The following is a 21,112-nucleotide window of genomic DNA, read 5'->3' on the forward strand; positions in this document are numbered from 1 at the left end:
GTGGGCCGGTAGCTCAGTTAGGGAGAGCGTCTGGCTTTTAACCAGACGGTCGGGGGTTCAACTCCCTCCCGGCCCGCTACCACTTTTTACTTCGTCGGGTTCGCCTCCGGCGAACCACTCTCTGCTCACGGGCCGTAGGCCCGTTCGCATGGTTCGAGGGAACTTCGTTCCCTCGCAACTCGCAAAAACGTGGGGAAAAACACCCTGCTGACTCGCTTCGCTCGTCAGCAGCGAAACGGCTCGCTCCGCTCGCCGTATGCTTCCCTCATAGACCAACCGCCCGATACTCACAGAATGAGCGCACCCCGTCAAAACACTACCCACGGAATCACGGTAAACAGCGCACCGATGACGATAATAAATCCGCCGATTGCGAGTAGGATGCGTCCGCCCCACTTCCCCTCCTGAATCAGGTCGTCCTCGGATTTGTCCGAGAGGACGAACGTATCGGAGTCGTCCGGTTCGTCAATCACGAACGCTCGCTCGCCCCAGTCAGCCTCCTTCTCGTGGGCGTTCCCGAGAACGTAGACCTCCTCGCCCGGTTCGATCCACCCCTCCGAGTAGCGTCGACGGTCTCCGAGGCTGATCGGCCCGAGGTCGTACTGGTCGCGCTCGTCGACGGAGCGCTCGCGTTCGACGTACCGTCGAACTGCTTCCGGTGGTTCCTCACCGCCTGCGACCTCGGTCTGTGTCTCTTCGACGATCAGGTCGCCGTCCCGCGGGAGGTTGACGCGCACCTCCCCGGTGCCGTCGTCGACAGTCATCGGCACCACGTGCGTCTTCTCGTGTTTCGTCTTCCAGTTTCCGCCGCTCTGATTGCTGTGTTCCCACTCCTCGATTTTCACGTAGGTCGCCAGCGCGCTCGCTCGCTCAATAGGCGAGTTCAGGACAGCGCCCTCGTCTGTGGGGTGGGCAGCTCCCTTGATCTCCACCGTGCCAGGTTCGAGATTGCGAATCGGCGTCGTCTCGGTCGTGGCGATCTGTTTGCTCCGTGCACGCTCGGCCCGTCCTCGATTCGCCGTGTAGAGGCCGAGAACGACAAAAATCAGACTGAACCCCGACCAGCCGAGCCTGAACAGTAGCGTTTCACTCATCTGCTCCGACCGTTCACTGGCTCAGGAAATAAATCTGAGGGGGCGCTCGCGTGACTGTCGGGCCGGAGAGCCGAAACCACGCCATTTACTATCGGGTGTCACGAGACGTGACGTATGGACATCCTGACCTACGAGGACCGGCTCGAACTGCTCGGAGTGCTGGCCGGAGGGTTCATCGTCCTCGTGGCACTCGGAACGCTCGCCGGGACGCCGTGGACGACGGCCAAGAGCGGCGTCGTCGCCGGACTACAGCTGCTTGGGATCGCGCTCGCGCTCGGGATTGGCGTGTTGCTGATCGCCGTCACGTCCACCTCCGAGCGGTTCGGCGTGCTCTCCGGTACGTAGCCGCGAACGCCCCGCTCACAGCGGCGGCTCGAATCCGACGACGTCGGCGTCCTGCATGGCGCGTGCCGCGGCGGTGTCGATGTCGAACTCCCGGACGAGTTCCCCATCTCTGATGAGCGGTTCCAGCAGCGCCTCCCCGTCGTCAGGTGGCTGTCTGTCGGCGAGTTGGATGTGGTGGCCGCCCTCCTGTGTCCGGTAGACCTGTTTTTTGCCGTCGAGTTTCCCCCGCTTCGCGGCGGGTTCACCCTCCACTTCCACGATGTCGAGTGCGAAATCGATCGGGTCGGCGTTGCTCACGTGTGAGCCGACGCCGAAGCCGTCGGCGACGTCGTGCAACTGTGCGATCGATTCAGGCGTGATGCCGCCGCTCGCGAAGATACCAATATCCGTGTGTCCACGGGCGTCGAGTTTGAACCGGAGTTCGCGGAGGATATGCCGGAAGTCACCGCGGCGCGACCCGGTGGTGTCGATGCGAACGCTGTCCAGATCCTCGACTGCCTCGACAGCACGGAGGACTTCGTCGACTTCGTCGGAGTAGGTGTCACAGAGTGCGATTCGGGGCACGTCCTCGGCCACTGCCTCGTCGAAGGCCTGCCACGCCGCTTCCTGATTGCCAGCGCCAAAGCAGATGACGAGTGCGTGGGGCATCGTCCCGCCTGCCTCGCGGTCGATGACCTCACCGGCGGCCACGTTCGAGATGCCGTCGAGTCCTCCGACGAGTGCGCTTCGCTCGACCATCGCGGCGATCGAGGGATGGACGTGCCGGGTCCCAAAGCTCAAAAGTGTCGTCTCGGGTGCGGCCTGTCGGGCTTCGAGCGCCGCGGTTGCGACGCCGGTGGCGTGTGAGAGAAAGCCCAGTAGCGGCGTCTCCAGCCGACAGAATTCGAGATACTGCCCTTCGATCTGCAGGACCGGCCCGCCGTCGAACAGCCGTCCCTCGCGGATTGCGTTGACGTCGATGTCGTGTCCGGCGAGCAGGTGCGCAGCGTCTTTCACGCCAGCGAGCAGGTTCCAGTCCCCGGTAGGGAACTGCGTCGCGGTCACTTCCGCAACGACGGTCGGATTCCGGTCTGCGTGTTCGAGCGTCTCCACCGTCCGGTCGAAGTATGCATCCGTCGCCTTGCCGGACGCAATTGCATCCGGCGAAACGATGTCGAACTCCGTCATACCTGTTCGTCGGCAGCGAACGTAAAAAAGGGCCGGGAGCGCGACGCGTTCGAGTGTTCGTCAGGGTGCGTGGATCTGGGAAAGCGAGTCGATAGTTGGCCCGTTGACGATGCGAACGGTCGTTCCCGCCTGCGTAACCCGGAATGCGTCCGCGAACGGTCCCGAAGCGATCAAGAGGCTATTCGCGCCGCGCTCGACAGCGCCCCGGCTGTCGAGCAACTCCTGGTAGTGGCTGTAAAACGAAGACGCGTCGGATTCGCTGTCCCATTCGAGTTCCCAGACGTACCCGTACTCGCCGTCGTTGTGATACGGCACGAGCGTATCGCCGCGCCAGCCCTCCGACACGGGGTGACTGTACGGGTCGTTGCCCCGCGGATCGATGACGCCGCTTTCGCGCAGCATCACGTTGATCGACGCCTCACCCAGCGTGTCCCCGACGGGGTCGTGGTCGAAGCGCGACCACGCCGCAGCCGACCGGTCGGAAACTGTCACGTTCAGCGGCTGTTCGTCCGGATACCGCTCGGGATGAATGATCTGTGTCGTACTCGTGGGCATCTGGTCGTGGGCTGCGTCGACTGCGTCCCAGCCACCCCTGCCGCGGAGCGCAGCGACGAAATCAGGGCCGCTCGTGTACGGCTGTGAGAGCACGCGCAACACGCCGATGTCGGCGTTGCTGGTGCCGCCAGGTGTTGTCGGTGGTCGAACACACGACCAGCCGTTGCTACATCGGTCCAGATACAGCTCCGGAATCAGTTCGGCCTCACCCTCGACCAGACCGTTTCTGGCTAGCTGTCTGTCCTGGGTGTCGGGGCTGCCGGACAGGTCGAAGTGCTGGTCCTGCAGCGCGTGGACGAGTTCGTGGACGAGCGTGTCCTTGCTGATCGTCGGCTGGTCGTCGTCGCTGACGATCACGATCTCGTCTTCTCCGATCCGATAGTACCCGAGCACGCTCGCGCCGAACGTCTCGTTGAACACCGCCTCGATGTCGCGGTTCTCACCGACGAGAAAGAGCCCCTCCCAGACCTGATTGTTCCACGCGGCGTGTGTCACGTTCCCCCCGACGGTCCGGTTCTCGCGGTACTGCTCGCGTGTGATCACCTCGACATCGACGCTTCGCTCGAACTCCAGGCCACGAATCGATTCAATGCGGGCCATCGCGCGGGCCACGAGCAGGTCCTGTTCGGTGGCGTTGAGCCCATCCGAAGCGTCCACCGCAATCGCATCGTCGTGGGCAATTCCATCTACCTCGCCAAGCGTCCCATCGGTCTGGAGGTCATCTCCCCCACCGGAGATGAAGGTACAGCCCGCGAGCAGTGCAACGGCGACGAGCGCGACGAGCGTGACTGCGAGTCGCCTCTTACGGATGGACATTCTCAATCGCCTCTTCGGTCGGCGCGTTCGTGATTGTCACCGTCGAGCCATCGACTCGCAGGTCGTAGACGCCCGTGAACGGACTGTCCTCGCCAATCGTCCAGACAGCGCCATCAGCCTGCCCGCCCCAGTACGAGAGCAGTCGCTCGTAGGTGTCTGCGAACTCCGTTGCGTTCGCCGCAGAGTTCCATTCCAACCGCCAGACGTGGGCGTACTCGTCGGTTCGCTCGTAGAGGTGTAGTCGGTCACCGACCAGCCCGCTCGTCGCTGGCAGGTCGTAGTTCAGCAGATCGGTTCGCTGGGACTCGCTGTCGGTGTCGAGAAACGCGCGCGGGTCGATGACGCCGCCAGCGGAGCTGTCGTCGTAGAGCGTGTAGGCGAACATCGCCGTCAGTCCGGCCTGTCCGATGCGCTGGTGGTCCGTGCCGCCGGATTCCAGCCGCGTCCACTCGTCGGTGCTGCGGTCGTCGAGTTCGACGGCGGTCGGTTCGAAGGTGCCGTAGATAGCCGGATCGAGTATCTCGCGGCTCGAATTCGGCGGGTGTTCGTAGGCCTCGTCGACCCCGTCCCATCCCGACCCGTCCCTGAGGTGTTCGATGAAGCCCGGGCCGTCGTCGTACGGGAACCACGAAGTGATGTACAGGCCGAGGTGGATGTCCGACCCTGCTCCGTCCGCCGTCTCGCTGTTCTCTTCACTGTTCTCACCACCAGCTACGGTGACACACCGCCAGACCTCGCCACAGCGCTCCTCGTACTCCGCTCTGACCGTCTCGGCGTCACCCTCGACGAGTCCGAGACGGCCGTGCGTCCGGTCCTGTGTCGAGACGGCGGTGACTTCCGAGAGGTCGAAGTGCTGGTCCTGCAACGCGTGGGTGAGTTCGTGGACGAGCGTGTCGATCGATATCCGTGGCGTCTTCGAGTCGGAGACGATCACGATTTCGCCGGTACCGGGCGAGTAGTACCCGGCGACTGACTGCTGGGTCGTCTCTCGTTGCCGTTCGGTCGCGCTCTCGTCGCCACCAACCAGAAATGTCGCGCGGTAGCGCGCTTCCTCGAACCCGCTGTCCCCGCCAGAGGGGGTGCCAGCCTGCCGATTCCCGAACTCCGTCCGGTTGATCAGCGACACCGCGACCGTCTCCTCGAAGGAGCGGTTTCGGAGTACCTCGATGCGGGCCATCGCGCGCGCTGTGACGACGTCGAGTTCGGTCTCGTTGAGACCGTCGGTCGCGTTGACCGACACCGGGTCGTCGTGCCAGTAGCCGTCGTGCCAGCCGAGCGTATCCTCCTCCGGATCGGGACTCAGTTCGTGTTCGATTGGCGCATCGTTCGCCGTTCCGTTTTCGACAGGTGTCGGCTCCGGTCCTGATGAGTCTGTGGAATCCCCCGAGGCTGGCATCTCCGCTGGCGCGTCCGCTGTCGGTGCGATTCCCGCACAGCCCGCCAACGCGACGAGCGCAACCACGAGCAGAAGCCGACGCATTAGCTGCGATACGAACTGCGTACGCAAAAGCTGTCTGTTGTGGACACTCCTTCGCTGTCCGAGTCAGCGCGGCCCGGACGGTGATTTCGGTGGCAGATAGAGGCGAACGACGTTTCCGCGCGGGTCGCGCTCCTCGAATTCGAGTTCGCCGCCCAGCGATTCGATACACCACTTCATCACGAACAGGCCGACGCCGGTCCCGTGGTAGGTGCTCGTCAGGTCTGCGAACTCGTCGAGAGCGTCGACTTCGACGTCGGGGATCACCGGGTTCGTATCGGTGATGCGGATCTCGACGCGCCCGGTATTTGGTGAGGCCCGAACCGCGACCGTGACTGTCGGTCGGTCCTGCTCGCTGTGAACGATAGCGTTTTCGATGGCGTGAGACAGGGCGTGGTCGAAAGCGCTGTCGACGTGAATCCACATCCGCTCTCGTTCCTCGACAGTGACCTCGGCGTCCGGGTACTCCCGCTCGATATCGGAGACGACATCGCGGATCGCGGCTGCCGCCTGTCTGTGTGACCGATTCGTTTCGGACTGCAGTACCGCCTGCTGGATCTCCTTGACGGAGGTGGCTACCCCGCCGAGTTCCATCGCCGTCGACCGGATCGTCTCGGCGGCGGCCGTGACGTCGTCGCTGTCTGTGAGCGTCTTGATCTCGCCAGCGCGGCCAGCGATCGTCGTCGTCTCGTTTCGCAGATTGTGGCGAAGGATGCGCCAGAACAGCATCTCCCGTCGGCTGGCAGTGTAGTGGTCGGTGAGGTCTCTTATCTCCGCGAGGACGTACTCCCGGCCGCCGACAGTCTGCTGTGCGAGGTGGACGCGCACCCAGACTAGCTCCCCGTCAGACCGCTTGATCCGCCACAGAAACTGCTGGGGGTCGCCGTCGCTGGCCACCTGTAGCCGCCTGACGAAATCGGGTTCCGAGAACTTGTAGGTGTTCGCGGTGTACTGTTCGATCGACAGCCTGCGCAACTCCTGCGTGGGATAGCCGAACAGCGATTCGAGCCGTTCGTTCGCAGCCACGATGCGTGCCGTCGCCGCGTTGTAGAGTGCGATCCCGGTGTGGAGCGTCTCGTATTCCGCGGGCAGTTGTGTCGACGTATCCAGAGACATACAGGTACGATAGCGAAGGGGCGACTCGTCCATGTCTCTTGCTAGGAGGGCTATGTATCGGTCAGCCGTCCCACGAGCAGTATATATCGCTATGTTCGCCCGGGCGAGCGCAAATTTTCAGTGCGCACGGCCCGAACCTGAACGCATGCAACTGAACGCAGACAGGACGGCGGTCGTCATCGTCGACATGCAAAACGGCTTCTGTCATCCCGACGGGAGTCTCTACGCGCCCGGAAGCGAGGCGGCAATCGAGGGCTGTGCCGACCTCGTCGAACGCGGGCGCGACGCGGGCGCACACGTCGTCTACACGCGGGACGTCCACCCGCCCGAGCAGTTCGACGACGCCCACTACTACGACGAGTTCGAGCGCTGGGGCGAACACGTCCTCGAAGGGTCCTGGGAGGCCGAACTCGTCGACGAACCCGACCCGAACGAGGACGACCTCGTCGTCGTCAAACACACCTACGACGCCTTCCACCAGACCGAGTTGGAGGGATGGCTCGACGCACACAACGTGGACAACCTCGTCTTCGGGGGGACGCTCGCGAACGTCTGCGTACTCCACACAGCGGGGAGCGCTGGTCTCCGCGACTACCGACCGCTGCTGGTCGAAGACGCTATTGGCTACATCGAGGAGGACGACCGCGAGTACGCGCTCGACCACGCTGGCTGGCTGTTCGGTGAGGTGACGACACTCGAAGAGATCTCTTTCTCGTAGGCTGTCCGTCACACCCTGACTTTTTATCCGAAAACGGAACCATCGCCGCTGTGCTGTAGCGCATGCCGCGACGCGTCACGCGATAGTGCGACACACCGCGTCGCGGGCCGCTCGTGTCGCCTGCTCGCTATCGGTCAGCGTCGAACTGGTGGCCACACTCGGGACAGGTCACCTCGTCGTGTCGCAGGGCGACGCTGTGTTCGCGGACGTCCCGCATCACCTCGGAGATGCGGTCTTCGGCTTCGAGTTCCTCCTCGACGGACAGGTCGACGCCTTCGACTTCCAGCAGAAACTTCGCAACCTCCGTGGCCTCGTACATCACGTCGTCGAGTTCCTCTGCGGTGAAAAAGTCACACATCGCCCCGTACAGGAAGGTTGCGCCCGCCTTCCGGACCTTCTCCTCGAAGGACGACCGCGCCTGATTGACTGCCTGCGGGGAGTAGGTGTCAGTCATGAAGGGGACGAGTTCGGGGAGATTCTCGCCGATTTTGGTCATCTCGACGCCAGTTTCTGTTCGGAAGTCCGCACAGAGACGGGCGATGGCCCACTCGCGGGCGGTGATGTAGGTCCGCTCGCGGAGAAAGTCGTTCGCCCGGCCGTAGGTGCCGCCGTCGATCTTCTGAAAACGGTCGTACTTCCGGACGTCTTCGGGTATAGGGTCGTCTGTCGCCGTGGCTGTTTCAGGTGCTGAACCGGCATTCTCATCGGAGCGGGCAGATTCGGGCCCATCTGTCGCGGCGTCGGTGTCTGGTTCGGGTTCTGCCTCAGTGACTGGCTCCGACCGCTCAGTCTCTGGTTCGGCAGGGACTTCCTCCGTCGCTGGCTCGTCAGTCGCGGGCATCCCCGACTCGGCCGGGTCGCCCTCGGCTGTCTCCCGGTCGTGTTCGTCTGTCATGGGCAGAGATGGGCGGGCGATGTGAAAAAGACTACCGGAGACCCCCGCGAGTTCGCCGTTCTTTTGTAGTCGGGCGTCGTCGTTGTACTATGCGGTTTCTCGTTGGGGCCGACGGAAGCGACCGCTCGCTGCAGGCTATCACGGAGACACTCGAACGGCTGCAGGACGGCGACGAGGTCACCGTTGCTGTCTACGCGACCGACGACGATCTCGATGCGATCGAATCACAGGTTCGGGACCATCTCGATGAGACAGAGAAGTTCGCCGAACTCAGGCGAGTGACCGGCGATCCGGGGAGTACCCTCGTCGAGTTGGCCGAACGCGACGGCTACGACCGAATCGTCCTCGCTGGCGGGGAGCGAAGCCCGCTCGGCAAGATCCAGCTTGGTAGTGTCGTCGAATTCGTCCTGTTGAACGCACAGAGTACGGTGACTCTAGTACGATGACTGAATCCGATCTTGACTCACTGCCGACACCGCCGCGTGAGTTCACCGACCGCGAGGGCAGAACCATCACTGTCAGGCGACTGGAGCCTGACGAGTACGAACCACTCGTCACGATGTACGACGAGTTCGACCCGGAAGACCGGGCACAGGGGATTCCACCGGTCGGAGAGGAGACGATTCGCGAGTGGCTCGATGTCGTCACGGACCCGGAGTGTCTCGACGTCGTTGGCTGGTACGGTGACGAACCAGTCGGCCACGCCATGTTAGTTCCCGACCGCACCGGCGGCTACGAGCTTGCGATTTTCGTCCTCCAGCGCTACCAGGGTGCGGGAATCGGGACGGAACTCGTCAGAACCGTACTCGGCGTGGCTCACACCGAGGGGGTCGAACGCGTCTGGCTCACCGTCGAGCGCTGGAACAGGGCCGCGGTGAACCTCTATGAAAAGATCGGATTCGAGACGACCGAAGACGACTCCTTCGAACTCGAGATGGCGCTCCGTCTCGACGACCTAAACTGAGAGCACCGGTTGACTCGCGTATTCGAGGATGTACAGCGCCGCCTTCCCGAGGACGTGTGTTTCGCTGCTCGTGGTGACGCGGGGGACGACCAGAAAGTCGGCGTCGAGCTGGTCGGCTGCATCGAGCGTGACGGACCCGGGCGTCTGTGCGAGCCGACTCGACGAGAAGCCGACCGCCGACGAGTGGGACAACGAAACCGATTCGACTGCGAGGTCGTCACGAACGTCAGCCGTAAATGAGCGCTGCTGTGCCGCGACAGTATCGGCCGAGATATCGTCCGTTTCGAGCCCCTGCAAGACGCGCTCGTCGAGCAAGTGAAGCAGATGCAGGTCTGCGTCGTAACGCTTGGCGACGGCGACGGCGTACTCGACAGCTTCGTGGCTGTCGTCGCTGCTGTCGACCGGCGCGAGGACGAGATCGATCGCGAGGGCCATCGTGCGACGGTGGGAGTGGTAGGGGCAAAAACCCGCCGGTCTGTGAACGGCAGTGCTGTTCCAAAACGGGGTGCTTTACTGTCTGCCCGTCCGATCCCAGGTATGTTCGAGACGGTTGTCATCGCCACTGACGGCTCTGCAAGCGCGAAACGGGCCGTCGTGGCCGCACTCGATATCGCCGATCGGTTCGACGCGACCGTACACGCGCTGTATGTCGTCGACGAACACGACATCGAGAGTTCACCCGAAGAGGTTCGCGATGACCTCGAATCGGCGCTCCAGTCTGCCGGTGACGAGGCGCTGTCGGTTGTCGAGCGGGAGGCCGGGGAGTGTCCCGTCGTGACCGCAACGCGGGCAGGACAACCCGCCACGGAGATCATGGACTACGCGGTGGAGGTTGACGCTGACCTCATCGCGATGGGGACGCGCGGCCGACACGGTGAACACGCGTTCCTGCTCGGCAGCGTCGCCGAACGGATCGTCCGGCAGGCGTCGACGCCCGTCTTGACCGTCCGTCAACTCGACGGACAGGAAGCCACAGCCGAGCGGTAGCGGTCGAACCCGCGGCTTTTTGCCCCTCGCTGTGCAGTGAGCGATATGGACGATAGACTCATCGACGACGACCGGCTGTCGCTGGAGCGCAAGTCCGTGCTCCCGGGGGAGGGGTTCTTTCAGCCGGACTCGCTGGCCGACGAGCAGGCCGAACGCGAGGCACAGGAGCGTCTCGACGGCGCTGAGGTGGTTGTCGTGGCAGACCCGGACGCCGATGGGCTGGCCGCGACCGCCTTGATCCAGATTGCGCGCGGGACGGCGACACTGTTGCCTGCTGGACCACACGAAATCGACCGGGCGCTCTCGTGGGTCGCCGAGCACACAGATGGTGCGGACGTGTACATCTGTGACCTGTGCCCAGACCACGCCGACGACCTGGCCGACCTGGACAGCGTTGTCGAGACGGCAGCCGCCGTGACCTGGTACGACCACCACCAGTGGGACGAGGAACTCGCAGACCGGGTGCGAGCTGCTGACGTCACACTCGTGGTCGGGCCGTCCGACGAGGTCTGTACCGCCGACGTGACACTCGAAGCGCTCGAATACGACTTTCCGGAGCAGTACGTCGAACTGGCGGCGGCCACGCGCGACCACGACCTGTGGATCCGCGAGGACGAGCGATCCGACGACCTGGCGGATTTCGCCTACTGGGTCGACCCCGGGGAGTACATCCAGACCATCGTCGATCACGGGCCAAACCTTCCGGAGACGGCACAGGACCTGCTTGCCGAGCGACGCGTCGAGAAGGAAGCGCTGATCGAGAAGGCAGTCGCACGCGCAAGCCTTCGCGAGGTTGGTCCGTGGACGGTCGGCGTCACCTACGGCCGGTGCTCACAGAACGAGGTCGCCGAACAGCTCCGCGAGCAGGGAGCCGACGCCGCCGTCATCGTCAAACCCGCCGGGTCGGCGTCGATCCGCGGGACCGACTCCTTCGAGCGGTGTCACGAGGTGGCCGCGCAGGTCAACGGCGGCGGCCACCCGAAGGCTGCGGGCTGCAAGCCCGACATCTACGAGGACATGCTCGATTACGCCCACCACTGGAGCACGCAGGGTGCAGTCGCGAAACAGGCCATCCTCGACGCGTTCAAACGACTCGAAGACAGCCACGACGAGGGGTGATCCGACCGACAGACGGAACGCTCATACAGCGCGAGCGCGAATCGCGGGATATGCGGTGGAAGCTGTTCGCGACACTTGCCGAGACAGCGGGCACAGACAGCGTCACGGTTTCGGTCGAGGGCGAGGAGCCGAGCCTCCGGTCCGCTCTGGATGCGCTGCTGGAGACGCATCCAGAACTGGAGGCGGAACTGTTCGACGAGGACGGCGACCTGTACGACCACATTCGGCTTCTGTGTGACGGGACGGACCCGTTCCGCGAGCGCGATGGCTGGGACACGGTCGTCACAGACGCGGAACTCGCGCTGTTCCCCCCGGTCAGCGGCGGCTAGACGACACCTACGTCCAGGGCGTCGAGCGCTCCTGGATTTCACCGGCGAGCGGCGTTCGCATCGTTTCCGGGACTGACTCGCTGTGTGCGAGCGTCCACATCAGTTTGACCTTCGCAGTCCCGGGAAGCATATCTTCACCCTCGATCACGCCAGCGTCGAGCAGGTCCCGGCCGGTGTCGTAGACCCGGTCACAGACCCGCCCGTCGAGGCACTGACTGGTCATCACGACCGGCGTCCCCGCTGCGGTCAGTTTCTCGATCGGTTCGATCCAGTCGGTGTGGACGTGTCCCAGCCCGGTCCCCTCGATGACGACGCCCGCGCTGTCGGCGACGGCATCGAGTCGGGAGGCGTCGGTTCCGGGCGTGAACTTGACGAGTTCGACGTCGGTTTCGAGTTCTTCGGAGAGTCCGAGTTCCTGCTCGCCACGGGCGGTGTGCTCGCGGCGGAAGGACACGTCGCGGCTCTCGTACTCGACCGTTCCGAGCGGCTTCGCGCCGACAGTCTCGAAGGCGTCCCGTCGCGAGGTGTGATTTTTCCGGACGCGCGTTCCGCGGTGGAGGGCGCACCGTTGGTCGGATTCGCTCTCGTGCATACAGACGAGTACCTCCGCGCAATCACTTTTTGCGGCTTCGACAGCACAGACAGCGTTCATCACGTTGTCCGAGGACGGCCGGTCAGCGGAGCGCTGGCTGCCGGTGAAGACGATTGGAACTGGCGTATCGAGCATGAAGGCCATCGCGCTCGCGGAAAACTGCATCGTGTCGGTGCCGTGCATCACGACGACGCCGTCCGCGCCAGCCTCGATTTCCTCGTGGATGGCGACAGCGAGTTCCTGCCAGACGTCGGGCGTCATGTTCTCCGAGAGGATGTTCGCGACCACGCGCCCGCGGTAGTTCGCGAGGCCAGCGAGTTCGGGCACTGCCCGGAGGACGTCCTCGGCGTCGAACTGTGCGGTGACCGCGCCGGTCCGATAATCGACCGTCGACGCGATGGTGCCGCCGGTCGAGATGAGCGATATCGTCGGTAGATTCTCGTCGAATTCGATCTCTGACTCGCCCTCTGTTCCCGTCGAGTCGATGTCGTACACGTCGGATTCGAGCACTTCGACTGTGGTCTCCTCGCGGTCGAGACCCACGTTGTAGCCACTTTCGAGCTTCACGACCAGTTGATCCCGCGTCGAGGAGGGCAACAGTACCCCTTCGTAGGACTGTCCCGCTCGCTCGACGCGAACCCTGTCGCCTTCGTTCATGGCCAGGAGTACTGGCGGGTGAGACTTGAAAGGCCCGTTCGGCGGCCGACGGCGGCAACAGCCTGATTAGTTGGATTCCGGGTCGCGCGCACCCGAACTCGCACTCCGCCAGCTCGCCCCGTAGCTCGACCCGTCGGGATGTGACAATGAAACTGTGTTGAGGCCCTTGATCTCCGCGACGGTGACTGTCGCCTCGTAGCTGATCGCGCCGGTACAGGACTCACACACGTCCGTCTCTGTCTCCTCGAGTCCGACCTCGACAGCCAGTTTTGACCCGTCGATGGTCACGTCGGAGAGGACTGCCCGGTGGCACGGGTTGCTGGCGATGACGGTCCCTGTGATTGTGACCGCTTCCTCTCCCGGTTCGATGTTCGCCGTCGCGTCGTCCTCTGTGCCACACTCTGCACCGACCATCTCGATGGCGGTATCGGTCACGGTCGGATTGGGGTACGTCCGCGACCCTTCGATGGTGTAGGTGCCGCCCGTCGCGTGGGTAAGCGTCGCTTTCGTGACCTCCACGTCGTCGAGTTCGATCGTCGCCTCGTAGGAGACTTCGCCAATACACTCGACACACCCCGTGTCCCCCGACGTATCCTCCACGTCGACTGTCACGCCGAGTTCGTCGCCGTCGAGCGTTATTTCGCTGAACACCGCTTCGTGGCACGGGTTCGGAGCCGAGAGCGTTCCGTTGATCGTGACCGTCTCGCCGAGTTCGGCGTCGAACCGGTCGGCGTCGGACGTGCCACAGTCAGTGTTGACAGTGGGAATCGACGCCGTGGAGACACCATCCGGCAAGTCGATCCCGTCTCCGCTTCCGTCGTCACTATTGCCATCGTCCCCGTTCCCGTTGTCTCCATCTCCCGTCCCGTCGTCTCCGTTTCCATCGTCACCACTGCCGTCATCTCCGTTCCCACCGTCACCGCTGCCGTTGTCCCCGTCTCCCGAGTTATCGTCCTGGTTACCGCCGTCGTCTCCACCGTTGCTGTCGTTCCCAGTTCCGTCGTCGTTGTCTGTACCGCCGTTCGAGACACAGCCAGCCAGCCCGACGACTGCCGCGCTGGCACCGGCCAGGAATTTCCGTCGATTCATACCTGTCTCTATCTCCCCCCAAGATAAAGCCCTGTTTGAGACACAAAGAGCGATTTGAGTCATCGACAGCAGTCTCCTACCGGACGGACGAACGGGAAAATATAAGTAAGTGTGTAAAGCATCCTTTACTGTAAAGGAGGCTTTACAGAGCATTCCCATGCCACCAGAGAACCTCGCGAACGGGCAGAACCACCTCGCCAGGCGGAAGCGATACAGACGGCTCTACTTCGGCGTGATGGCCGCTGGCATCGTCGGGTATCTCGTCCTCATCTTCGTGTGGAACAGCGTCGAAAGCGACGTGATTGCGGTTGCGGCAGTCGGTATCTACTGGCTCGCGTTCGTGATTGCGCTCGGGATCCATCATCTCGGCCCGGTCGAACTGGAAGACGAGCGCCAGCGGGAGGTCGGTGAGAAGGCCGCGATGGTGTCCGTGATGGCAGTCGGGTTCGTCCTGATCCTCGGCGCGCCCGGGTCGGTGACACTCGAACAGACGGGCGTGTACACCGCACCGTCGTGGTTCAGCGGCATGATGTGGGGGTATGCGCTCCTGTTTGGCATCTACGCGCTCGCACACGGCTACATGAAACGGCAGTACTCCTGACCGATGAACAACAACCTCAAACAGTACCGCGACCGACACGACCTCAGCCAGGGCGACCTGGCCGCGGCAGTCGAGGTCTCCCGACAGACGATAAACGCCATTGAGCGCGAACGCTACGATCCCTCGCTCGAACTCGCCTTCGCCCTTGCGGACTTTTTCGACTGCCGGATCGAAGACCTGTTCCACCCTGACACCTCGGACGACTAGTCATCTGACTGTGAGCCGACACAATTAAGTGAGGGTGTAAAGAAGACTTTACTGTAAAGGAAGCTTTACACAGAGTGTGACCGACAATGACAACTACTGGCTCCGCAATCCTCGCGGATGGACTCACGAAGCGCTACGGACGTGACATCGTCGCCGTCGACGGTCTCGATCTCTCGATCGATCGCGGCACAGTGTACGGGTTTCTGGGCCCGAACGGCGCAGGCAAGACGACGACAATGCGGATGTTGACCTCGCTGACCACTCCGACCGAGGGAACGGCCTCGGTCGCGGGCGTACAGACCACGGACCGTGCGACGCTAACAGAGCGAATCGGCTATCTCCCCGCGGAGCCACCCGTCTTCGACGAGTTGACCGGCCGGGAGTATCTCCGCTACGTCGCTCGGTTGCGCGAACTCGACGACGACCGCGCCGAGGAACAGACAGCGGCGTATCTCGACCGGTTCGACCTGTCGGATGCCGACCGGCGGATCGACGGCTACTCGACGGGGATGAAAAAGAAACTCGGCGTCATCGGCGCGATGATGCATGACCCGGACGTACTCTTTCTGGACGAACCGACGAGCGGGCTGGACCCTCGCGCCGCCCGGACGATGCGCGAGACGATTGCCGAACTCGCCCAGCGCGAGATGACCGTCTTCCTCTCGACGCACATCCTTCCGGTTGCCGACGAACTGGCAGACACCGTCGGCGTGATCCACGACGGGCGACTCGTCGCAGAGGGCTCGCCCGACAAACTGAAAGCCCGCGCACAGCGGGCCGACGACGCGGATCTCGAAACGGTCTTTCTCGAAGTCACGCGGGACGACCAGACAGAGGAGACGACCGCGACTGCGCCACGTTCAGACACATGAGCAGGCTGCTTACCACATCGCGGGAGGGGATCGTTCCATCCCCCTCGCTGAGTTATCTGATCGCCAAAGTCGAATCCCGCCGCTCCTGGCGGAAGGTTCGCAATCAGGACCTCTGGCTCGCGATGGCCGCGCTCGGCCTGCTCGTTCTCCTCGTGTCGATGCCTCTGATATTTGGCTTCGGGCGCGAATTCGGCCGGGAACTGGCCGCCGATACGGCCTCGACGTCGATTCCGTTCGCGCTGGTCGTGGTCGGCTGGATCGGGATGGTCGCGTTCGGGATCATGGGTGGCGTCGGATCCGAGGGTGAGATCGACGGACAGGACACGATGTTGACTATCCGTCCGCCGAAAGACGTGGCCGGGGGGTTGCTGCTCGCACAGGTGATCGGCTACGGAATCTTCGTGGTTCCACCAGCACTCGTCGGCGGTGTCGGTATCTCGATCGGTCTCGGAACGCCCCTGCCGCTTCTCGGAATGTTGCCTGCGGCAGTGCTGCTGACCGTGACGGCGGTGACGGTCGGCTTCGCAACTGGGCTCGCGCTGAAAGGACAGTTTCGGCGCTCGCCGTGGCTTGCGCGCCTCAAGCCAGCGCTCGGTGTCGGCGTCGTCGTCGGGTACTTCTGGCTCAGCACGACCGGTCGGCTGGCGACGATTCTCACGGCGGTCGGAACACGGCTGAACGAATCCCCGTTTGGCTGGCTCGCGGATCTCGCCTTCCTGACGACGCAGAATACGGGTGCCGCTCCGATGAATGCCGCTGGAGCGGTCGTCCTGTACGGTGCGCTCATCCCTGTCGGGGTGTTCGCCGTCATCCGTGCCGCCGAATACGCGTGGTACGTGGACGCGGTCCGACCGGCCGGATCGAGTGACGAGGAGACTGCGGCGTCCGCCGCGGATGAGACGATCGGCTCGCGGTCACTGATTGGCTGGCTCGACGGCGCGTTGCGAGCGGTCGGCGTTCGTCCCGAGACGCGCGGTGTCGCGACGACCGTCCTTCTCCGGGGCTATCGGTCGCCGCTGCAACTCGTCTACGTCGTCCTCCCCCTGCTGTTCGTGCTCCCCTCCATCGAGACGACGATCCGAACCGGATTCGTTCCCGAGTGGCTCCCGTGGGTCATCCTCCTGTACGGTGCCTGGGCCGCCGGGGCCGCCTTCCCGCTCAACATCCTCGGCGACCAGGGGGCGACGCTGCCGACCCTGCTCTCCGCACGCGTTCGCGGCCGACAGGTCGTCCACGGCTACGTCCTCGCCACCGCACTGGTCTTCGTCCCGGCCAGTTCGGTACTCGGCGTCGCGACGGCACACGCCGCCGGTCGGTCGACGGCGACGCTCGTCGCAGTCGGTGCGGCCGCCCCAGTCGTCGTGGTCGCTGGCGCGGTTCTCGCGGCGGGACTCGGCGTTGCATTCCCTCGATTCGAGGGGATCGACCTCACCGCGACAACGAAGGCGTTGCTCCCCTCGAAGACTGCCTTTGGCCTCTTTTCGCTCGCTGTCTCACTTGCGGTGTCGTCCGTGAGCGTCCTTGCCGACGACATCTACGCGGTCATCATGAGCGACCTGCTCTCGACGCATCTCCCCTACGGAATCGCTGTCGATCCGGGGCCGCTCGAAACGATTGCACAACTCCTGCTGGTCGTCGTCCTCGTCGCTACCGTGCTCGCGTATCTGTTCGCAGTCCGGCGGATCGACCGCTACACGCTCGCGTGAGAAAGTGAACGGAATTCCAGAAGAGTGGGTCCGTGCCGACTGCTCAAAGAGCAAGGCAATACCCGCGACTCTACTGCCACAACGACGGTTTGGCACCGCCAGCAGTCACCACCCCGATACTGTGAGACTATCCGCGCGCAAAAGGTGTGTAGATTCTCAGACTTCCGGGCGGGTGGTGGTTAGCTAACCTACATCGCGCCGCCCATGCCACCCATGCCGCCCATGCCGCCCATGCCGCCACCCATGCCGCCGGGTGCGCCGCCTGGGCCGCCCGCCTCGTCGTCGTCGTCGCCGCTGCCGCCTTTGAGTTCGCCAGCCGCGATGACGTCATCGATGCGAAGCAGCATGACGGCCGCTTCGGTCGCGCTCTCGATGGCCTGGGTCTTGACGCGCAGTGGTTCGACAGCGACGTCGGTCATGTCCGAGACCTCGCCGGTCTCGGCGTTGAGACCGTACGTGGAGTTGCCTGCGTCGTGTTCGCTTCGGAGTTCGACCAGCGAGTCGATGGGGTCGAGTCCGGCGTTCTCCGCGAGCGTGCGCGGGACGACGTCGATGGCGTCAGCGAAGGCCTCGATGGCGAGCTGTTCGCGGCCGCCGACGCTGTCTGCGAAGTCACGGAGTTCGAGCGAGAGTGCGGCCTCGGGTGCGCCAGCGCCGGTGAGCACCTTGCCGTCTTCGAGCGTCGCCGCGACGACGCCGAGCGCGTCCTCGATGGCTCGCTCGACTTCGTCGACGACGTGCTCGGTGCTGCCACGCAGGATGAGCGTGACTGCTTTGGCGTCCTCGACGTCCTCGACGTAGATGTTCTGGTCGTCGTCGCCGAGCGCCTGCTCTGCGACGGAGCCAGCGAATCCGAGGTCGTCTTCGCTGATGTCGTCGATGTTCGAGACGACGCGTGCGCCGGTCGCTCGTGAGAGCGCGCCGACGGTGGACTTCTTCGCGCGGCGGACTGCGAGGATGTCCTCCTGTGCGAGGTAGTGCTGGGCCATGTCGTCGATGCCCTTCTGGGCGACGACGACGTCAGCACCCGAATCGGCAATCTTGTCGACCATCTCCTTGAGCTGCTGTTCCTCCTGGTCGAGGAACTCCTGTAGCTGCTCGGGGTCGGAGACGTTGACTTCCGTGTCGAGTTCGGTCTCGGGCACTTCGATGGCGGTGTCGAGCAGGGCGATGTTGGCGTCCTCCTTGAGCGGGGGCATGTTGTCGTGGACCCGCTCCTTGTCGATGATGACGCCGTCGACGAGCTGTGACTGGTCGATGGAGCCGCCGACTGCGGTCTCGACTTTGATGTTCTCCGTGTCGATACCGTCCTCGTCCGCGACGGACTGGACGGCCTCGACGACGAGCGCGGCGAGGGTGTCTCGTGCGCTCTCTGCACCTTTGCCGGTCATCGCCGTCGCCGCGACGCTTTCGAGCGTCTCGGTGTCGTCGGCGTCGACGTCGACGGCCAGGTCCTCGACGACCTCGGTGGCCTTCTCGGCGGCCTGTCGGTATCCCTGTGCGAGAATCGTCGCGTGAATGTCCTGGTCGAGGAGTTCCTCGGCCTTCGAGAGGAGTTCGCCAGCGATGACGACAGCGGTGGTCGTGCCGTCACCGACCTCGTCCTCCTGAGTCTGGGCGACTTCGACCACCATGTTGGCGGCCGGATGCTCGATATCCATCTCGTCGAGGATGGTGACACCATCGTTGGTCACGACGACGCTGCCCGAGTTGTCGACGAGCATCTTGTCCATCCCTTTCGGACCGAGCGTCGTCCGAACGGACTCGGCAACGGCCTTTCCGGCCGTGATGTTCATCGACTGTGCGTCCTTGCCAGATGTCCGCTGGCTGTCCTCGGAAAGTACAATAAGGGGCTGGTTACCCATCTGCTGAGCCATAGTCAAAGAAAGATTGAATGTGATTCTATATAAAAGTGGCGGAAGACTATCATCGAAGCCCGTTCGTCGCCGGGTATTACCGCGGTAATAGTTGTCATACGACACCATTTAAGTAGGAGATAACACCGCTGTCACCGATATTCTGCGCCAGTTCGAGGGAGCACCACCTTCTTGTAAGTCCTTCCCGTTCTTTCGAACGTGTCACTTCGGCAGTTCCTCGATTCGGCAGAGCGAGGGTCGCTCTCGCTCGTCGTCGTGAACCGGGACGCTGTCGATCCGGTCCAGAATCTGCTGGAGGAGCTGTTCGCGGGCCAGCCAGTCGACGTCGACGAACGGGAGATCCCCGACGAGGAAGGGGAGATGGTCTATCTGGTCGAGGACGAGGCAGTGCTCGCGTCCTCGACGCTGACGGAACTCGAGAAGACGATACTGCTTGTCAACTCGGACCTGTACATCACTGGCGCACGCAGCCCCGAGGAACTCGACCTGCCCGCGGTGCTTCGGGAACTCGACGGCGTGCAGTTTCGGCTCCGGGGCTATCCGGAATCGAACAAGGAAAAGCTGCTGCTCATCACTATCTCACGATACATCGAGGGGGTCGCGCTCGCGAGCGAGGGCGGAACACATCGTGCGTCCTTCCAGCGACTCTCCCGCATCAACGACGAGAAAGGCACGCGGCGCGTGTACGAGCAACTCGGGGAGTCGCCTGTCGACACTCACGTGTACGGTATCCCGAACTGGACACCTCCCGACGAGTTCGGCGTGACGATCCACGGTGGCCGGTCACAGGAGTACCGCGACTCGTGGTTCGTCACGTTCGTTCCAGACTCCGCCGCGGACCCGCACGCAGCACTCGTTGCATTAGAGACCGAGCCCCGCGTCTGGGACGGCTACTGGACGTTCGAACCCGACAAAGTTACGCGGATTGCGCGGTACATCCAGCGGGAACTCTGACGGTTGGTCTCGGCAGACCAACCGTCAGTAGATGACAGTCTCGCTGTCGTAGGAGCCGAGGCGGCGAACCCACCCCTCCTCGGCGATGGATTCGATAACCGCGAGCGCGTCCTGCGTTCGCTCCTCGTAGAGACCAGCGGCGATGTCGATGTGGAAGACGTAATCCCCGAGTCGCTCCCCGCTTGGCCGGGATTCGACGCGCGTGAGGTTGATGTCGCGCTCGGCAAAGGGTTCGAGCATCTCCAGCAACAGTCCGGGGTAGTCGACGTCCGGGTACACGATGAAAGAGGTCTTCGCGCCAGCCTCGCTTCGCTCCGAGACCGGGGCGACGACCAGAAACCGCGTCGCGTTCGACGTCTGGTCCTGAATGTCCTCGGCGAGTACGAGAAGCGACTCGTCATCGTCGGCGTTTGCGGGATGTCCGATCGCCGCCACGGACGGGTCCTCGCGGGCGTGTTGAACACCCCGGGCCGTACTCGCGACGGCCTCCAGCGTGGCGTCCGGGTAGTTCTCCTCAAGATAGGATCGACACTGCGCGAGCGCCTGCGCGTGGCTGGCGACGGTGTCGAACGTCTCCGACTGTGCGAGCAGGGCGTGACGGATCGGCGTGATGACCTCCTTGACGACCGCAATCTCGTACTCAGCGAAGGCGTCGAGCGACTCCGTCACCGACCCCTCGATGCTGTTTTCCACCGGGACGACGCCGCGGTCGTACTCCCCGTTTGCGACGGCCTCGACGATTGCCGTCACTGACTCGGTAAAGGAGATCTCCTCGTCGTTTGCGACCGCGCTGGCCGCTCGATGTGAGTACGTCCCTTCCGGTCCCAGCGTGAGCACCTGCATACCCGAGGCGTAGATGACAGGGGAGTAAAAGGCTCGCGGTCTGGCCAACTGCACGGGACTGTGTCCACCCTATATCAGTTACAATAATGGGAAAAGGGTGCAATTATATACACGTAGAGGGCAAATAGAGGG

At 63.5% G+C, this 21,112-nt stretch carries 23 protein-coding genes and 1 tRNA gene; 13 read left to right on the forward strand and 11 right to left on the reverse strand.

The features are described 5' to 3' along the window. Positions 1 to 2 precede the first annotated feature (2 nt). Positions 3 to 76: transfer RNA gene (locus ACMGFL_RS14405), tRNA-Lys, on the forward strand. 232 nt (positions 77 to 308) lie between these two features. Here the strand turns inward: ACMGFL_RS14405 and ACMGFL_RS14410 are convergent. Then, positions 309 to 1,094, reverse strand: a complete 786-nt coding sequence (locus tag ACMGFL_RS14410; protein WP_436936231.1) for a GIDE domain-containing protein — start codon at positions 1,092 to 1,094, stop codon at positions 309 to 311. 114 nt (positions 1,095 to 1,208) lie between these two features. On the opposite strand from ACMGFL_RS14410, the gene ACMGFL_RS14415 reads away from it, so the two are divergent. Beyond that, positions 1,209 to 1,439 carry a DUF8123 family protein gene (locus tag ACMGFL_RS14415; RefSeq protein WP_436936232.1) on the forward strand — a complete coding sequence of 77 codons (231 nt, stop codon included), beginning with the start codon at positions 1,209 to 1,211 and terminating at the stop codon, positions 1,437 to 1,439. Positions 1,440 to 1,454: 15 nt separating this feature from the next. Here the strand turns inward: ACMGFL_RS14415 and ACMGFL_RS14420 are convergent, their stop codons facing one another. From ACMGFL_RS14420 to ACMGFL_RS14435, 4 genes are all read right to left on the reverse strand, one after another. Then, a complete protein-coding gene (locus tag ACMGFL_RS14420; RefSeq protein ID WP_436936233.1) occupies positions 1,455 to 2,606 on the reverse strand; it encodes a nicotinate phosphoribosyltransferase in 1,152 nt (383 codons plus the stop codon). 60 nt (positions 2,607 to 2,666) lie between these two features. After that, positions 2,667 to 3,977, reverse strand: a complete 1,311-nt coding sequence (locus ACMGFL_RS14425; RefSeq protein ID WP_436936234.1) for an Hvo_1808 family surface protein — start codon at positions 3,975 to 3,977, stop codon at positions 2,667 to 2,669. After that, the gene (locus ACMGFL_RS14430; protein ID WP_436936235.1) at positions 3,964 to 5,457 is read right to left on the reverse strand and encodes an Hvo_1808 family surface protein; all 1,494 of its coding nucleotides are present in this window, start codon (positions 5,455 to 5,457) and stop codon (positions 3,964 to 3,966) included. The genes ACMGFL_RS14425 and ACMGFL_RS14430 overlap by 14 nt, the downstream gene beginning before the upstream one ends. Positions 5,458 to 5,520: 63 nt before the next feature. Then, entirely contained in the window at positions 5,521 to 6,570 is a 1,050-nt protein-coding gene (locus ACMGFL_RS14435) for a PAS domain-containing sensor histidine kinase (RefSeq protein ID WP_436936236.1), read from the reverse strand. A gap of 145 nt (positions 6,571 to 6,715) precedes the next feature. Between ACMGFL_RS14435 and ACMGFL_RS14440 the strand changes: the two genes are divergently transcribed. Further along, positions 6,716 to 7,288, forward strand: a complete 573-nt coding sequence (locus ACMGFL_RS14440; RefSeq protein ID WP_436936237.1) for a cysteine hydrolase family protein — start codon at positions 6,716 to 6,718, stop codon at positions 7,286 to 7,288. A 127-nt stretch (positions 7,289 to 7,415) separates the two neighbouring features. Here ACMGFL_RS14440 and ACMGFL_RS14445 read toward each other — a convergent pair whose 3' ends face one another. Continuing rightward, positions 7,416 to 8,183, reverse strand: a complete 768-nt coding sequence (locus ACMGFL_RS14445) for a DUF5806 family protein (RefSeq protein WP_436936238.1) — start codon at positions 8,181 to 8,183, stop codon at positions 7,416 to 7,418. 89 nt (positions 8,184 to 8,272) lie between these two features. Here ACMGFL_RS14445 and ACMGFL_RS14450 point away from each other — a divergent pair, with 89 nt between their 5' ends. Further along, on the forward strand, positions 8,273 to 8,629 hold the full coding sequence (locus tag ACMGFL_RS14450; protein WP_436936239.1) for a universal stress protein: 357 nt from the start codon (positions 8,273 to 8,275) through the stop codon (positions 8,627 to 8,629). Next, the gene (locus ACMGFL_RS14455) at positions 8,626 to 9,147 is read left to right on the forward strand and encodes a GNAT family N-acetyltransferase (protein ID WP_436936240.1); all 522 of its coding nucleotides are present in this window, start codon (positions 8,626 to 8,628) and stop codon (positions 9,145 to 9,147) included. The genes ACMGFL_RS14450 and ACMGFL_RS14455 overlap by 4 nt, the downstream gene beginning before the upstream one ends. On the opposite strand, the gene ACMGFL_RS14460 is transcribed toward ACMGFL_RS14455, so the two are convergent. Beyond that, a complete protein-coding gene (locus ACMGFL_RS14460; RefSeq protein WP_436936241.1) occupies positions 9,139 to 9,582 on the reverse strand; it encodes a universal stress protein in 444 nt (147 codons plus the stop codon). The two genes, ACMGFL_RS14455 and ACMGFL_RS14460, sit on opposite strands and share 9 nt — an antisense overlap. Positions 9,583 to 9,684: 102 nt before the next feature. Here ACMGFL_RS14460 and ACMGFL_RS14465 point away from each other — a divergent pair, with 102 nt between their 5' ends. The 3 genes from ACMGFL_RS14465 to ACMGFL_RS14475 are packed head-to-tail and all read left to right on the forward strand — an operon-like array spanning position 9,685 to position 11,582. After that, on the forward strand, positions 9,685 to 10,134 hold the full coding sequence (locus ACMGFL_RS14465; RefSeq protein WP_436936242.1) for a universal stress protein: 450 nt from the start codon (positions 9,685 to 9,687) through the stop codon (positions 10,132 to 10,134). A gap of 45 nt (positions 10,135 to 10,179) precedes the next feature. Then, on the forward strand, positions 10,180 to 11,253 hold the full coding sequence (locus ACMGFL_RS14470; RefSeq protein ID WP_436936243.1) for a DHH family phosphoesterase: 1,074 nt from the start codon (positions 10,180 to 10,182) through the stop codon (positions 11,251 to 11,253). Between the two features lie 50 nt (positions 11,254 to 11,303). Beyond that, positions 11,304 to 11,582, forward strand: coding sequence for a ubiquitin-like small modifier protein 1 (locus tag ACMGFL_RS14475; protein ID WP_436936244.1), 279 nt, complete (start codon positions 11,304 to 11,306; stop codon positions 11,580 to 11,582). A 7-nt stretch (positions 11,583 to 11,589) separates the two neighbouring features. Here the strand turns inward: ACMGFL_RS14475 and gatD are convergent, their stop codons facing one another. Together gatD and ACMGFL_RS14485 are read right to left on the reverse strand one after the other, a co-directional pair. Beyond that, complete coding sequence (gene gatD, locus ACMGFL_RS14480) at positions 11,590 to 12,831, reverse strand: Glu-tRNA(Gln) amidotransferase subunit GatD (protein WP_436936245.1); 1,242 nt, start codon at positions 12,829 to 12,831, stop codon at positions 11,590 to 11,592. 66 nt (positions 12,832 to 12,897) lie between these two features. Beyond that, entirely contained in the window at positions 12,898 to 13,920 is a 1,023-nt protein-coding gene (locus tag ACMGFL_RS14485) for a hypothetical protein (protein ID WP_436936246.1), read from the reverse strand. 157 nt (positions 13,921 to 14,077) lie between these two features. Between ACMGFL_RS14485 and ACMGFL_RS14490 the strand changes: the two genes are divergently transcribed. The 4 genes from ACMGFL_RS14490 (at position 14,078) to ACMGFL_RS14505 (ending at position 17,306) form a co-directional block, all read left to right on the forward strand. Further along, positions 14,078 to 14,521 carry a DUF2178 domain-containing protein gene (locus ACMGFL_RS14490; protein WP_436936247.1) on the forward strand — a complete coding sequence of 148 codons (444 nt, stop codon included), beginning with the start codon at positions 14,078 to 14,080 and terminating at the stop codon, positions 14,519 to 14,521. Between the two features lie 3 nt (positions 14,522 to 14,524). After that, a complete protein-coding gene (locus tag ACMGFL_RS14495) occupies positions 14,525 to 14,728 on the forward strand; it encodes a helix-turn-helix transcriptional regulator (RefSeq protein ID WP_436936248.1) in 204 nt (67 codons plus the stop codon). Between the two features lie 86 nt (positions 14,729 to 14,814). Then, entirely contained in the window at positions 14,815 to 15,600 is a 786-nt protein-coding gene (locus ACMGFL_RS14500; RefSeq protein ID WP_436936249.1) for an ABC transporter ATP-binding protein, read from the forward strand. After that, positions 15,597 to 17,306, forward strand: a complete 1,710-nt coding sequence (locus tag ACMGFL_RS14505; protein ID WP_436936250.1) for a hypothetical protein — start codon at positions 15,597 to 15,599, stop codon at positions 17,304 to 17,306. The genes ACMGFL_RS14500 and ACMGFL_RS14505 overlap by 4 nt, the downstream gene beginning before the upstream one ends. A gap of 188 nt (positions 17,307 to 17,494) precedes the next feature. Here the strand turns inward: ACMGFL_RS14505 and thsA are convergent, their stop codons facing one another. After that, a complete protein-coding gene (thsA, locus tag ACMGFL_RS14510; RefSeq protein ID WP_436936251.1) occupies positions 17,495 to 19,171 on the reverse strand; it encodes a thermosome subunit alpha in 1,677 nt (558 codons plus the stop codon). A gap of 210 nt (positions 19,172 to 19,381) precedes the next feature. Here thsA and ACMGFL_RS14515 point away from each other — a divergent pair, with 210 nt between their 5' ends. Continuing rightward, positions 19,382 to 20,137, forward strand: a complete 756-nt coding sequence (locus tag ACMGFL_RS14515) for a DICT sensory domain-containing protein (protein ID WP_436936252.1) — start codon at positions 19,382 to 19,384, stop codon at positions 20,135 to 20,137. 24 nt (positions 20,138 to 20,161) lie between these two features. On the opposite strand, the gene pheA is transcribed toward ACMGFL_RS14515, so the two are convergent. Beyond that, complete coding sequence (gene pheA, locus ACMGFL_RS14520; protein ID WP_436936253.1) at positions 20,162 to 20,980, reverse strand: prephenate dehydratase; 819 nt, start codon at positions 20,978 to 20,980, stop codon at positions 20,162 to 20,164. Positions 20,981 to 21,112 lie beyond the last annotated feature (132 nt).

Source organism: Halovenus marina (assembly GCF_051414115.1).
In the GTDB taxonomy this organism is placed as follows: domain Archaea; phylum Halobacteriota; class Halobacteria; order Halobacteriales; family Haloarculaceae; genus Halovenus; species Halovenus marina.